The 13,338-nt window shown below is 72.9% G+C and carries 12 protein-coding genes; 7 read left to right on the top strand and 5 right to left on the bottom strand.

The features are described from left to right. Positions 1 to 23: 23 nt before the first annotated feature. From idi to HT134_RS19630, 5 genes are all read right to left on the bottom strand, one after another. On the bottom strand, positions 24 to 632 hold the full coding sequence (gene idi, locus HT134_RS19610) for an isopentenyl-diphosphate Delta-isomerase (protein WP_175601872.1): 609 nt from the start codon (positions 630 to 632) through the stop codon (positions 24 to 26). Then, on the bottom strand, positions 625 to 1,821 hold the full coding sequence (locus tag HT134_RS19615) for a cytochrome P450 (RefSeq protein WP_175601873.1): 1,197 nt from the start codon (positions 1,819 to 1,821) through the stop codon (positions 625 to 627). The genes idi and HT134_RS19615 overlap by 8 nt, the downstream gene beginning before the upstream one ends. Beyond that, a complete protein-coding gene (locus tag HT134_RS19620) occupies positions 1,821 to 2,612 on the bottom strand; it encodes a class II aldolase/adducin family protein (protein WP_175601874.1) in 792 nt (263 codons plus the stop codon). Before HT134_RS19620 ends, HT134_RS19615 begins: the two co-directional genes overlap by 1 nt. A 29-nt stretch (positions 2,613 to 2,641) precedes the next feature. Beyond that, positions 2,642 to 3,568 (bottom strand): aromatic prenyltransferase, encoded by a 927-nt coding sequence (locus HT134_RS19625; protein ID WP_175601875.1) that lies wholly within the window; start codon positions 3,566 to 3,568, stop codon positions 2,642 to 2,644. A gap of 319 nt (positions 3,569 to 3,887) precedes the next feature. Next, entirely contained in the window at positions 3,888 to 4,943 is a 1,056-nt protein-coding gene (locus HT134_RS19630; RefSeq protein ID WP_217708099.1) for a LacI family DNA-binding transcriptional regulator, read from the bottom strand. A 172-nt stretch (positions 4,944 to 5,115) separates the two neighbouring features. Here HT134_RS19630 and HT134_RS19635 point away from each other — a divergent pair, with 172 nt between their 5' ends. From HT134_RS19635 to HT134_RS19665, 7 genes are all read left to right on the top strand, one after another. Next, positions 5,116 to 6,165 (top strand): asparaginase, encoded by a 1,050-nt coding sequence (locus HT134_RS19635; RefSeq protein WP_175601876.1) that lies wholly within the window; start codon positions 5,116 to 5,118, stop codon positions 6,163 to 6,165. A gap of 2 nt (positions 6,166 to 6,167) precedes the next feature. Next, a complete protein-coding gene (locus HT134_RS19640) occupies positions 6,168 to 7,049 on the top strand; it encodes a polysaccharide deacetylase family protein (RefSeq protein ID WP_175601877.1) in 882 nt (293 codons plus the stop codon). A 42-nt stretch (positions 7,050 to 7,091) separates the two neighbouring features. Next, complete coding sequence (locus HT134_RS19645) at positions 7,092 to 8,435, top strand: MFS transporter (protein ID WP_175601878.1); 1,344 nt, start codon at positions 7,092 to 7,094, stop codon at positions 8,433 to 8,435. A gap of 26 nt (positions 8,436 to 8,461) precedes the next feature. Beyond that, positions 8,462 to 9,232: an SDR family NAD(P)-dependent oxidoreductase gene (locus tag HT134_RS19650; RefSeq protein WP_175601879.1), complete on the top strand. Its 771-nt coding sequence runs from the start codon at positions 8,462 to 8,464 to the stop codon at positions 9,230 to 9,232. An 11-nt stretch (positions 9,233 to 9,243) separates the two neighbouring features. Beyond that, positions 9,244 to 9,999 (top strand): SDR family NAD(P)-dependent oxidoreductase, encoded by a 756-nt coding sequence (locus HT134_RS19655; RefSeq protein ID WP_175601880.1) that lies wholly within the window; start codon positions 9,244 to 9,246, stop codon positions 9,997 to 9,999. A gap of 292 nt (positions 10,000 to 10,291) precedes the next feature. After that, entirely contained in the window at positions 10,292 to 11,347 is a 1,056-nt protein-coding gene (locus HT134_RS19660) for a hypothetical protein (RefSeq protein ID WP_175601881.1), read from the top strand. A 92-nt stretch (positions 11,348 to 11,439) separates the two neighbouring features. Beyond that, a complete protein-coding gene (locus HT134_RS19665; protein ID WP_175601882.1) occupies positions 11,440 to 13,326 on the top strand; it encodes a hypothetical protein in 1,887 nt (628 codons plus the stop codon). Positions 13,327 to 13,338: the final 12 nt, after the last annotated feature.

The following is a 13,338-nucleotide window of genomic DNA, read 5'->3' on the forward strand; positions in this document are numbered from 1 at the left end:
CGGCTCCGGCGGCCGGGCCCGCCCTAGCGGACCAGCCCGCTCCGGTGGGCGAGCGCCGGGGGCAGCGCGGACTCCGGCGCCTCCGGCCACTGCGCCGGGCGGCCCAGGCACTCCAGTTGCTCCATCTGCAACCGGAACCACGGCGAGCTCTCGCTGTGCCCGGCCAGCTCCCGGCACTCCTCCCAGGAGAGCCAGGCGGCCATGGAGACCTCGTCGAGGTTGAGCGAGAGCCGCTCGTCCGAGGCGGTCGCCCGGACGACCGGGCACAACTCGTGCTCGACCGTCCCGTCGTCGGCGACCGCCCGGTAGGAGAAGCGGGGCAGGATCACGGTCACCTCGCGCAGCGTGATGCCCAGCTCGGTCCTGACCCGCCGCGCCACCGCCTCCTTCAGTCCCTCCCCGGGGGCGGGGTGGCCGCAGCAGCTGTTGGTGAGCACGCCGGGGAAGGTCTTCTTGCCCGCAGCCCTGCGGGTGATGAGCACCTGCCCGGCGGCGTTCACGATGTAGGAGGAGAACGCCAGGTGGTACGGCGTGTCGGCATGGTGGGCGGACAGCTTGGCGGCCGAACCGATCGCCTGACCCTCGGGATCCAGCAGGACGACTCTCTCCTCGTGCGCTGTTGCCTCATGCACTGTTCGATCCTCGTTCTCGCTCGTAGCGGATCGGGAGCCGGGCGGGGCCCTGCAACGATCGCGGCGGCCTCCAGGACGGCGGGCCCGCGGGTTCCAGGCGGGAGACCCGGTCCAGGAGCGTGCCCAGCGCCTCCTGGATCTCGACGCGGCCGAGCTGGCCGCCGAGGCAGTAGTGGGCGCCGCCGCCGAAGCTGAGGGTCGCCGCGGTCGCCGGGCGGTCCAGGTCGCAGGCGTGGGGGTCGGGGTAGACGTCGGGGTCCCGGTTCATGGCGGGGACGGCGAGGACGATCCTGGTGCCGGCGGGGATGTCCAGGCCGTTGACGGTGGTGTCGGCGGTCGCGACCCGGCGCAGGAAGCTCGCGACGGGGGCGAGCCTGGCCATCTCCTCCACCGCCGCCGGGAGCAGGCCGGGGTCCCGCTTGAGCGCCGCCCAGAGGTCGGGGCGCCCGGCCAGGAACTCCAGGCAGCTCGCGAGCTGGAGCCGTGTCGTGTCGGTCCCGGCCATGATGAGCGCGGAGACGAGCGCGGTCAGGTCCTCGGTGCCGAGGTCCTCCTGCTGCCGGATCAGATCGGTGATGAGGTCGTCCGCGGGTTCGGCCCGGCGCGCCTCGACGAGCCGCCGCACGTGGGCGTCGAGCTCGTCATGGGCGGCCAGGCCCGCCGGCACCGCGCTCGCGTCGAACAACGCCAGCGTCCAAGCGTCGGCGATGCGGGAGTAGAGGGGCAGGTCCGCCGCCGGGATGCCCAGGGCCGAGCAGATGACGGGGATCGGGTACGGGTGGGTCCACGCGGCGACGGCGTCCACGACCGGACCGGGGATCGTCCGGTCGAGCAGCTCGCCGAGGGTCCGGCGCATCAGCGGGCGCATCCGCTCGATCGCGGCCGGCTTGAAGGCGGGCGACGCCAGGCGCCGCATCCGGGCGTGCTCGGCCCCGCTCAGGTGCAGCAACGACCGGCGGCGCCGCGCGACGTAGCGGGGGTCCAGGCCGGACCCGAGGTCCTCCAGGATCCCCTGCTCGAACGCCCGGCTGCCGAGGACGGCGCGCCCGTCGGCGTGCCGCAGCAGCACCAGCGCCTCACCCAGGCGCGCCGTCCGCAGCCCGTCGGGCAGCTTCCGCAGCCGGGTCCACAAGGGTCCGGAGGAGGCGGTGAGCAGGGGTTCGAGGTCGACCAGCTCGCTGGTGCGCATCAGTCGCCGGAACCGAACAGATCGGGGTCGCTCTGCGCGATCTGCAGGTACATCGGCTGGAAGCTGTTCCAGGCGATGAGGTGGTTGCCGATCTGCTGCCGGGTCAGGCGGGCGATCTCCGGCGGGATGAGGGTGAGCGGGCCGGCCGCCTGGGCGAGCAACTGGGCGTGGCAGCACCGGTCCATCGCGACGAACCACCAGGCGGCCGCGTCGACGGTCTCGCCGACCGTGAGCAGCCCGTGGTTGCGCAGGATGACCGCCTTGTGCGGGCCGAGGGTCTTGGCGATCCTCCTGCCGTCCTCGCCGTCGAGGACGATGCCCGTGTAGTCCTCGAACAGGGCGTGGTCCTCGAAGAACGGGCAGGCGTCCTGGGTGATGGGGTCCAGCGGGCGGCCGAGGGCGGAGAAGGCCCGCCCGTGGATGGAATGGGTGTGCACGACCGCCGCGGCGTCCGGCCTGGCCTGGTGGATCTCCCGGTGGATGTTGAACGCGCCCAGGTTGATCTGGTGCCGCCCCTGCACGATCGCGCCGTCCCCGTCCACGAGGACGAGGTTGTCCACGGTCATGTGGGCGAAGGGGATGCCCATGGGGTTGACCCAGTAGTGATCCGGCGTCTCCGGGTCGCGCACCGTGACGTGCCCGGCGAGCCCCTCCTCGTAGCCGAGGCGTCCGAAGATCCGCATGGTGGCGGCGAGCCGTTCCTTACGGTGGCGGCGCTCCTCGGCGAGGCTTGTGAACACCGGGGGCTTCAGGAAGAGGTCTTCCGGCGGGAGTTTCTGTGGCGTCGTCATCGTGGATTTCCCTCCGAATGCGTGACGGTTCAGCCGAGGACCGGGTCTTTCTGCGTGCTGCCGCTGAAATAGCAGTCCCAGTCCGTGAGAAGCGCCGACATGTCGCCGAGGTAGCCCTTCTCCGCCTTGATGTACGTGCCGCCCCGGCGCCCGAAGGACCAGCCGACGGCGTTGACCGTGGTGTCGTCATAGGAGGGGGCCTCGGCGAAGAACTGCGCGATGCGTTCCGGAATCGCGGGAAATCGTCCGGGGGGCAGCTTCAACGCGTAGAAACAACACCGTTCGAGCGCGCCCGTGGTCATCGAGGCGGTCACGGCGACACAGAAATCCTCGGGCACGAATGCCCGGATGTCGGCGAGCTGCGCCTCGTCCGGCGGCGCGGCGTCCACCAGGCGGAGGATCTCGGCGCAGCGGTCCATCGTGATGGGCCCGCGGGTGCGGAAATAGAGGTTGACGCTCTGGTGGCGGTGGTCGACCGCGACGAAGCGGAGGTAGTCGAGCCGGGCCGCGCGGAAGGCGTCCAGGTGCCCGCGCAGGGCCGCCGGGACGAACGACGGGCCCAGGACGTCCTCGGCCGGCCGCATGCCGCCCAGGTAGAGCCAGGTCTTGGCCAGGCCGTTGGCGGCGTCGAAGTCGCACGACTGCGTGGCGGCGCCGCCCTGTGCCTCGGTCCAGTCGCGGATCAGGCGCGTGGCGCCCGACTCCTCCGCGAGCAGGCCGGCCTTCAGCGCGGTCGCGACGGTGTCGTTGCGCGCCCGGGCGAAGAACCGGTAGCACAGATGGTCGCCGGGGCGGCCGGTGGTCTTCCACACGGTGGCGCCGTCGCGGAACCCGTCGCCGAAGGTGTCGAGCACCTTGCGGGTGAGGTCTTCCTCGTAACGCGCGCCGAGCGCGGCGGCGGTTCTTTTGATGTCGTCCAGGAACAGCGATTCCGAGAAGGACACGGTCTGACCCATAGGGCGTCTCCCTAGCTCCATGACGCAAACGGCAACCATTTCGCGCCGCATTGTTTCGCGGGCGTGAAAAAGCCCGCACGGGCGCGTGGGAAATGTGCGAAATTGCAGTGGCGAAACAGGGGAATGACACGAGACCGTGGTCTCTCCGCGAGATCCTAAGGACGGATTCCGCTCACCGTCAAGGGGCAGGTAAACACGCCGAATGACTGCTCAGCGCGTTTATTTACTGACCATGGGTGAGCCGGAACGGTCCATCTCGCTCGGCGTCCGGTCGGAAATTACCGTGAGCCGTGCTCACGAAAAATCGCCCTCTTGGGCGTCAGCCGGCCACCTTGGCCATCAGCCGCTCGTACTGCGCGCGGTCGCTGGACGCGCGGACGATCAGCTCGGGCCGCAGCAGCTCGGTCTCGCCCGGCTCGCCCGCGAGGACGCGGACGAGCTGCCGCAGGCCCCGGCGGCCCATCTCCCGCATCGGGGAGCGGACCGTGGTCAGCGGCACCGGCAGCTCGGCGGCCAGCGGCGTGTCGTTGAAGCCCACGACCGCGATGTCGGCCCCGACCCGCAGCCCGTGGTCGCGCAGCGCGCCGATCGTGCCGATCGCGCCGAAGTCGTTGACCACGAACACGGCCGAGGGCAGCGGGCCGGTCGCGAGCAGCCGCTCGGTGCCCGCGCGCCCGCCCTGGGCGTCGAAGCGGGAGTGGACGATCCGGTGCTCGGGGATCGGCAGCCCCGCCTCCCGGAAGCGGTCGGCGAAGCCGCCCGTGCGGTCCACGCCGGTGCTCGCGTACGGCTCGCCGGCCACGACCGCGACGTCCTGGTGCCCCTGCTCCAGCAGGTGCTCGGCCACCATCCGGCCGCCCAGGTAGTCGTCGCACACGACCGCCGGATGCCCGCCGGCGCGCCGGTTGACCAGCACGAACGGCACGCCCCGCGCGGCCACCTCGTCGAGGAAGCCCGAGTCGGAGTGGGCGTCACCGAAGATCATGCCGTCGACGCGGCGGCCGAGGACCATCTCGGTGCGGGCCCGCTGGACCTCGGGGACGTCGCGGGTGTTGGTGACGAACGTGGACAGGCCGTGCTCGGCGGCGGCCTCCTCGATGCCCTCGTAGATGGTGGCGAGGACCACGTCGGACAGGCGGGGGACCAGGACGCCGATGAGGTTGCTGCGCTGCGTGCGCAGGCTCATGGCATGGGGGTTGCGCTGGTAGCCGAGCTCGTCGGCGAGCCTGCGGACCCGCTCGACGGTCGGGCTGGACGCCGCCCGCAGCCCCTCGCCGGGCTTGGCGTGGAGGACCCGCGACACGGTGGAGACGTGCAGGCCGAGCTGGTCGGCGATCATCTGCAGGGTTACCGGTCGCGCCTTCTTCGCACCCAATGCCCCTCGGCCTCCGGTGAACTCGGGCTCGCCTGTTCGTGCGCCGCGGCGGGCGGCCGGCTGTTTTCTTGATTTTAACGCGGAGTTATTGACATCACGTAGGCGCAGGTCAGATGCTACCAAACGTTTGGCCCAAACGTTTGGGTAACCGCGCTTTCGAGGAGGCCGTCGCGTGTCCAAGGTCATCGTCCTGTCCACAGGAGGGACCATCGCCACCCGCCGTGACGTGCAGGGAGTGGGCCTCGCCAAGGACGGGGCGGGCGAGCTCCTCGGCCGGCTCCCGGCCGATCCCGGGGTCGAGGTGGACGGCGTGGACGTGCTGTGCGCCGGCAGCTACCTGTTCACCCCGGCCGACATGCGTGAGGTCGTCCTGGCCGTCCGCGACGCCCTCGCCGACCCGGACGTGCGGGGCGTCGTCGTCACCCACGGCACCGACGCGATGGAGGAGACGGCCTACCTCGCCGACCTCTTCCACGCCGACCCGCGGCCGGTCGTCTTCACCGGCGCGCAGCGCCCCGCCGACGCCGTGGACGGCGACGGCCCGCGCAACCTCGCCGACGCGATCACCGTCGCGGCGTCCGGCGCAGCGCGCGGCCTGGGCGCGCTGATCTGCTTCGACGGCCGCGTCTACGCCGCCCGCGGCACCCGCAAGACCCACACGCTGGCCCCGGCCGCGTTCTCCGCGCCCGACGGCGGCCCGCTTGGGCGCGTGCGGGCCGGGGAGGTGGACATCACGCTGACGCCGTCCCGGCCCGAGCCGCTCGACCTCGGCGGGTACGACCTGGACGGCGTCCGGACCGACATCGTGGCCCTCTACCCGGGCTGCGACGCCGGCGCGCTGCGCGCGGCGGCCGACGCGGGCGCCACCGGCATCGTGCTGGAGGCGCTCGGCGCGGGCAACGCCAACCCCGCCGTCGCCGCCGAGGTGGCCCGGCTCACCGGGGCCGGCGTCGTCGTGGCGCTGTCCACCCGCGTGGACGCCGGGCCCGTCGCCGCCCTCTACGGCAACGGCGGCGGCGCCGACCTCGTCGCGGCCGGCGCGATCCCCACCGGGATCCTGCGCGCGCCCCAGGCCCGCGTGCTGCTCGACGCCCTGCTCGGCTGCCACCGCGACCCCGCCCGGGTGCGCGCGGAACTCGCCGCGCGCACCGGCGCGGCCACCGCCACGGGCCGCACCCGGCCCGGCGATCCCACCGAAGACTCGACCGAAAGGACGAAGTGACCATGCCCAAGGAGATTCTCGTCGCGTACGGCGTGGACGTCGACGCCGTCGCCGGCTGGCTCGGCTCGTACGGCGGGGAGGACTCCCCGTGCGACATCTCGCGCGGCCTGTTCGCCGGCGAGGTCGGCACCCCGCGCCTGCTGCGCCTGTTCGAGAAGTACGACCTGCGCACCACCTGGTTCATCCCCGGCCACTCCATCGAGACGTTCCCCGACCAGACCCGCATGGTCGTGGACGGCGGCCACGAGATCGGCGTGCACGGCTACTCCCACGAGAACCCGATCGCGATGAGCCGGGAGCAGGAGAGCGCGGTCCTCGACCACTGCATCGACCTGGTCGAGCGGTACGCGGGCCGCCGGCCGACCGGCTACGTCGCGCCCTGGTGGGAGTTCTCGCCCGTCACCAACGAGCTGCTGCTGGAGCGGGGCATCAAGTACGACCACTCGCTCATGCACGACGACTTCAGCCCCTACTACGTCCGCGTGGGCGACGCCTGGACGAAGATCGACTACTCGCGGCCGGCGGCGGAGTGGATGAAGCCCCTGCGGCGGGGCGAGGAGACCGACCTGGTCGAGATCCCCGCCAACTGGTACCTCGACGACCTGCCTCCCATGATGTTCGTCAAGGCCAGCCCGAACAGTCACGGCTTCGTCAGCCCGCGCCACCTCGAAGAGATGTGGCGCGACCAGTTCGACTGGGTGTACCGCGAGTGCGACTACGCGGTGTTCACCATGACCATCCACCCCGACGTGTCCGGCCGGCCGCAGAGCCTGCTCATGCACGAGCGCCTCATCGAGTACATCAGCGGCCACGAGGGCGTGCGCTGGGCCACCTTCGACGAGATCGCCGACGACTACAAGACCCGCTTCCCGCGCCGGCGTTAGCGCGGCGCGACCCCCCACCACGCTCTCCGAAAGGGCTCCGCCATGACCACGACCTCTCCTGACGTCCCGGGGAGCGGCACCGCTCCCGGCACCCGGCGTCTCCCGCGCGTCGGGGTGCGGGAGACGCGCAAGGCCACCGTGATCGCGCTGTTCGCGTGGATCTTCGCCGTCTACGACTACATCATGTTCGGCACGCTGCTGCCGGAGATCTCCGCGCAGTTCGGCTGGGCCCCGGCCGAGGCGTCGCTGTACTCCACGCTCATCTCGGTGGGCACCGCGGTCGTCGTCCTCGGCGTCGGGCCGCTGGTCGACCGGCTGGGCCGCCGCAAGGGCATGATCATCACGGTGTCGGGCACGGCGCTCGCCTCGGCCGTCTCGGCCGCCACGATGAACGCCGCGTACCTGGTCGGGGTGCGCTCCATCGGCGGTCTCGGGCTGGCGGAGCAGTCGGTCAACGCGACGTACCTCAACGAGATCTACGCCGTGACCGAGGACGAGAAGATCAAGAAGCGGCGGGGCCTGATCTACAGCCTGGTCCAGGGCGGCTGGCCGCTCGGCACGCTGCTCGCGGCGGCGTTCATCGCGATCTTCCTGCCGCTGGTCGGCTGGCGCGGCTGCTTCCTGCTGGCGACCTTCCCCGCCGTCGTCATCGCGCTGCTGCGGCGCGGCCTGCGCGAGACGCCGCAGTTCGAGCTGCAGCAGCGCATCGAGCGGCTGCGCAAGGAGGGACAGGCAGAGCAGGCGGCCACGCTGGCCCAGGAGCACGGCGTCCAGGAGAGCCAGGCGGCCCCGTTCCTGGAGATCTTCCGTGGGCCCGCGCTGCGCAACACGCTCGTCCTCGGCTTCGCCTGGTTCGTCAACTGGTTCGGCATCCAGGTGTTCAGCGTGCTCGGCACGACCGTGCTGACCGAGGGCAAGAGCGTCGGGTTCACCAACTCGCTGCTCATGTTCATCGTGATCAACGCGGTCGGCTACCTCGGGTACGTCTTCCACGGCTGGGCCGGGGACCGGTTCGGCCGGCGCAACGTCATCGCGTTCGGCTGGATGGCCTCCGGGGTGCTGTTCGCGCTCATGCTGCTGGTCGCGCAGGGCACGCTCGCCGTGGTCCTGCTGTACTCGCTCGGCATGTTCTTCCTGGTCGGTCCGTACTCGGCGATGCTGTTCTACATGGGCGAGTGCTACGACACCCGCTGCCGCGCCACCGGGACCTCCTTCATCAACGCCATCAGCCAGCCGGGCGCCATCGCCGCCGGAGCGATCATCACGGCGATGCTCGTGGCGGGCTCCGACTGGAACCAGGGCGCGCTGATCGTGGGGGCGCTGGGAACGTTCCTGTCCGGCTTCGTGATGTTCGGCGCCCGCAAGGTGCCCGCCCTCTCCCAGTGACCGCCCCAGCACTTCCTGGAGAACACATGACCTCCCCCGAGAAGCGGGTCGCCGTGATCACCGGCGCCGCCAGCGGCATCGGCCGGGCGCTGGCCGTCGCGTACGCCTCCCACGGCGTGCGCACGGTCATCGGCGCCTACCCCGGCGACCCGCACGACCCCGCCGAGACCCTCCGCCAGGTCGAGCGGGCGGGCGGCTCCGGAGTCGTCCACGAGGTGGACGTGCGCGACGCCGCGCAGGTCGAGGCGTTCGCCCAGCGCGCGCTCGACGAGTGGGGCCGCCTCGACGTCGCCGTGGCCAACGCCGGCGTCCTGCGCCGCGCCGCCCTCGCCGAACTGACCGACGCCGCGTGGGACGACCTGCTCCAGGTGGACCTGACCGGTGTGCTGCGCACGCTGCGCTCCGCCGCCGCCCGGATGAGCGGGGCGGGCGCGATGGTCGCCGTGTCGTCCATCGCGGGCGGCGTGTACGGCTGGGGCGAGCACGCTCACTACGCCGCCGCGAAGGCCGGGGTGCTCGGGCTGTGCCGCAGCCTCGCCGTCGAGCTGGCGCCCCGCGGCATACGGGTCAACTCGGTCATCCCCGGGCTCATCGTCACCCCGCAGTCGTCCGACCCCGTCAACTCCCTGGGCCCCGACGGCCTCGCCCGCGCCGGCCGGGACATCCCCTGGGGCCGCGCCGGGCGGCCGGAGGAGGTGGCCTCGGTCATCCGGTTCCTCACCTCGGACGACGCGGCGTACGTCACCGGCCAGACCATCGTCGTGGACGGCGGGCTCACGGTCCGCATGCCCGCCTGAGGAGGAGCACCATGTCACCCACCCGTCCCTCCGGAGCCCTCGCGGGCCGGACGGCGCTGGTCACGGGCGGCGCCAGCGGCATCGGCCGGGCGATCGCCGAGGCGTACGCCCGCGAGGGGGCCGAGGTCGTCGTCGCCGACCTCGACGCCGCCCGCGCGGCCGAGGCCGCCACCACGGCGGGCGCGGCCGGCCACGTCGCGGTCGACGTCGGCGACCCCGGCTCGGTCGCCGAGGCCGTGTCCACGGTGCTGGACCGGCTGGGGCGCATCGACGTGCTGGTCAACTCGGCCGGCATCCTGACCGAGGCGCCCCTGGTCGAGATGGACCCGCAGGTGTGGGACCGCACGATCGCCGTCGACCTGACCGGCGTCTTCCTGTGCTGCCGCCACGTCGTCCCGCACATGGTGGAACGGCGGTGGGGCCGCGTGGTCAACATCGCCTCGCAGCTCGGCATCAAGGGCGGGCGGTCGCTCAGCCACTACGCGGCGGCCAAGGCGGGCGTCATCGGCCTGACCAAGTCGCTCGCGCTGGAGGTCGCCGAGCACAACGTGCTGGTCAACGCCATCGCACCCGGCCCCGTCGAGACGCCGATGGTCGCCGGGATCACGGACGCCTGGAAGAGCGCCAAGCGGGCGGAGCTGCCGCTGGGCCGCTTCGGCCGCCCGGAGGAGGTCGCCCCCACGGCCGTCCTGCTCGCCTCGGACCCGGGCGGCAACCTCTACGTCGGCCAGACCCTCGGCCCCAACTCGGGGGACGTCATGCCGTGACCGGCGCATGACCGAAGCCCTCCTGGCCGTGGACGCCTGTGGGTGTCGGGGGGTCGCGGGGGTCGAGGAGAGCGTGGAGATCGTGCGTGGCGGGGGTCGCGGAGGTCGCGGACATAGTGGGTGGCGGAGGCCGCGGAGGTCGCGGAGGTCGTGGAGGTCGTGGGTGGCGGGGGTCGCGGAGGTGGTTGACGTCGTGGGTGGCGAACAGCGTGGAGGTCGCGGACATCGTGGGGTGGCGGAGAGCGTGGAGGTCGCGGGGGAGCGGGTGTGGTCGGCGTGAAGGGGGGCGGTGATGTGCGGGGCGTGCGGGGTTGATCGCGGTGGCGCCGACTGGGCGCGGCCGTGGGTCGCCGGCCCCGCAGCCCGCGCGGCCGTGGCCGCCGCCGTCTCCCGGGTGCGCCCGTCGTCCCGTACGCGGATCTCACCGGTCGCCGGCGGATGGCTGGTCGCCCGCCCCACCGGCGGCTCGGCCGTCTGCGGCACGCTGGGCGAGCTGGTCGCCGCCGTACGGGCCGCGTCATCCGGACCGGAGGCGCCCGTGGACCCGGCACGCCCCTCGGGACCGCTGGCCGTGCCCGCGACGGCGGACGGCCGTACGGGTGTCGTCCTGCGCGTGGATCCCCACACCCACCCCCGCGACCTCGCCACCGCCCTCTCCGAAACCGCCCACCCTGACGACCCCGCCCACCCCGAACGAGCCGCCCGCCCGGAGGCGGACCCCCGCCCCATGAGGGCCGCCCGCCCCGAGAGGCGCTCGGGGTCGGATGAGGCCGCCCGCCCCGAACGGGCCCCCCGCCCTGAAGAGGACGCGCGCCCTGAAGAGGACGCGCGCCCTGAAGAGGACGCGCGCCCCGAAGAGGACGCGCGCCCCGAAGAGGACGCGCGCCCCGAAAAGGACGCGCGCCCCGAGGGGGACGCCCGCCGTGCGAGGGATGCCCGGCCCGAGGGGTGCTCGGGCTCGGGTGAGGTCGCCGGTTTCGGTGAGGCGGCCCCAGCGTTGGTCGTCGTGCCCACGGAAGGTGACGCGCTGGACGTCCTGGCCGCGCTCGCCGCACCCGCGTGGCTGCGGCGCGCCTACCTCGTGCGCGTCGAAGGGGCCGGGGCCGCGTGGGCTGCGCGGCCCGCGCCCGCCGGAGGGCGCGGCGACCCGCCGGTACCGCGCGAGCCCGGGTTCGGCGCGGACGTCGTCGTCGGGCTGGAGTGGGCCCGCCAGGAGGGCCGGTTCGACGGTACGGCCGTCGCTGTGCGGTGGCCCCTCGGCGGTGGCGCGCTGCTGGACGTGGAGATCCGCGCCGGCCACCTCATACGGGCCCGCACCCTGCACGGCGGCACCGGCACGGCTCTGTGACCCCAGGGAGAAGCGTTACAAGAGAGACACAAGTGATTTCCAAGACGCTTCCCGCATGATGGCTCCCTTTCCGACAGAGAAAGGGACCCCCGATGAAACGGACAGCGTTGCTGCTGGGCGCGGTGATGCTCAGCGGGCTGCTGGCCACACCCGCCTCCGCCACCGCCGCGCCCCGCCACGTCACGGCGGCGCCGCCGGCCGGAGCAGCCTCCGCCGCCGCGCCGCTCGTCGCGACCGCCGTGGCCAAGGTCAAGGCCGCCCCCGCCCGGCAGTCGGCCGCCTGCCCCACCACCGTCGCCTTCTCCGCCGCCGTGGCGGCCAAGGGCCGGGGCACCGTCCGCTACCGGTGGGTGCGCGGCGACGGGAGCAAGGGGGCCGTCAAGAGCTTCCGCGTCAACGGCAGGCGCACCGTCGTGGTCAAGGACCGCCAGACGTTCGACCGCACCACCTCCGGATGGCAGGCCGTCGAGGTGCTCGGCAGGCGCGGGCTGTCCGGCAAGGCGCGCTTCAGCGTCACCTGCGCCGGGCCGGTCAAGGTCTACGACGTCGCCACCCCGCTGCCCGCCGGGCCGGACGAGCCGCTGGTCGCGGCGGCCGACGTGGACGTCCGCCCGGCGTCCTACACGGGCGCCTGCCCCACGAACGTCGTCTTCACCGCCACCGTCCAGGTGTCGCGCACCCCGGCCAGCGTCGCGTACCAGTGGATCGACTCCGCCACCGGCGAGGGCCGTCCCGAGACGCTCACGTTCGCCGCGGGCGGCCCGCGCGTCCGGCAGGTCGTCCTCCCGCTGAGCGTGGGCTCCTCCACCGGCGGCTGGAAGGCCGTCCACCTGCTCGGCCCGAACGGACACGACTCGGCGCGCGCCGCCTACCAGGTGACCTGCCGCCGCACCCCGCCGACCGACCCCTCGCCGACGCCCACGTCCACCCCGACGTCGACGCCCACGTCCACCCCGACGTCCACCCCCTCGACCACTCCGACCTCGACCCCCACCACCACGACGACGCCGACCACGCCGCCCGCCCAGCGTCCGGCGACGCAGATCACCGCGGTCACCCCCGGCGACTACGAGGGCCCCTGCGCCGAGCCCGTGGCCTACCAGGCCGCCGGCCGCGTCACCCTGCCCGCGGGCGCGGCGCAGAAGGTCACGTACTGGTGGACGCTCGACGGCGCGGCCTGGCAGCGCCAGAGCGTCGACTTCCCGGCGAGCGGCCTGCCGCGTTCGCAGGACGTCAGCGCCGGATGGAACCTCGGCTCCACCGACACCGGCGCCCACAAGCTCGCCCTCCTCGCCGAGGGAGCCACGGCCACCGGTGAGCGGACGTTCACCTTCACCTGCGGCGCCGACCCGGGCGCCGCGGACCTGAAGCTGAAGTACGTGCTGACGTCCCAGTACAGGGGCGTCTGCGACGGCCCCTTCGCCCTGCACGCGAGGGCGCTGCTGTCCACGGACCGCGAGGCCGAGGTCAGGTACCGTTTCGTCGTGGACGGCAAGCCCGGCGCCGTCAGGACCGAGGTGCTCAAGCCCGGCGTCCAGCAGACGATCAGCGACTTCTGGTACAGCAGGGCCACGGCCACCGGATCCGGCGTCGTCCGCCTGGAAGTGCTGAACCACAACCGGATCGTCAAGGAGAACCCGTACTCCTGGACGTGCGTGGCGAAGAACCCCTCGCCCGGCACGGTGGACCTCGTCTCGATCCTCACCACGCCCTACTTCGGCGACTGCGTCGAGGCGCCGTACGTGACCGCTCACGGCGCGTTCCGCGCGGCCGCCGGGACCCAGATCACCTGGCGGTGGGTCATCGACGGCGTGCCGGACGCCGAGCGCACGGCCACCGTCGAGGCGAGCGGACTGCTCCAGGTGCAGTCGGCGTACTGGCACCGCACCACGAAGACCAGCGGGACGGTCCGCCTGGAGGTGCTGAACCACAACAAGCCGTCCGCCGAGGAGACCTACCCGGTCACCTGCAAGAACTGACCGGGTCCGCCG

Origin of the sequence: Nonomuraea rhodomycinica, assembly GCF_013363995.1 — a bacterium.
GTDB lineage: Bacteria > Actinomycetota > Actinomycetes > Streptosporangiales > Streptosporangiaceae > Nonomuraea > Nonomuraea rhodomycinica.

Excerpts from the sequence above, each read along its gene's own strand:
- HT134_RS19615 (WP_175601873.1), bottom strand. The coding sequence starts at position 1,821 with ATGCGCACCAGCGAGCTGGTCGACCTCGAACCCCTGCTCACCGCCTCC.
- HT134_RS19620 (WP_175601874.1), bottom strand. The coding sequence starts at position 2,612 with ATGACGACGCCACAGAAACTCCCGCCGGAAGACCTCTTCCTGAAGCCC.
- HT134_RS19625 (WP_175601875.1), bottom strand. The coding sequence starts at position 3,568 with ATGGGTCAGACCGTGTCCTTCTCGGAATCGCTGTTCCTGGACGACATC.
- HT134_RS19640 (WP_175601877.1), top strand. The coding sequence starts at position 6,168 with ATGCCCAAGGAGATTCTCGTCGCGTACGGCGTGGACGTCGACGCCGTC.
- HT134_RS19645 (WP_175601878.1), top strand. The coding sequence starts at position 7,092 with ATGACCACGACCTCTCCTGACGTCCCGGGGAGCGGCACCGCTCCCGGC.
- HT134_RS19650 (WP_175601879.1), top strand. The coding sequence starts at position 8,462 with ATGACCTCCCCCGAGAAGCGGGTCGCCGTGATCACCGGCGCCGCCAGC.
- HT134_RS19655 (WP_175601880.1), top strand. The coding sequence starts at position 9,244 with ATGTCACCCACCCGTCCCTCCGGAGCCCTCGCGGGCCGGACGGCGCTG.
- HT134_RS19660 (WP_175601881.1), top strand. The coding sequence starts at position 10,292 with ATGTGCGGGGCGTGCGGGGTTGATCGCGGTGGCGCCGACTGGGCGCGG.
- HT134_RS19665 (WP_175601882.1), top strand. The coding sequence starts at position 11,440 with ATGAAACGGACAGCGTTGCTGCTGGGCGCGGTGATGCTCAGCGGGCTG.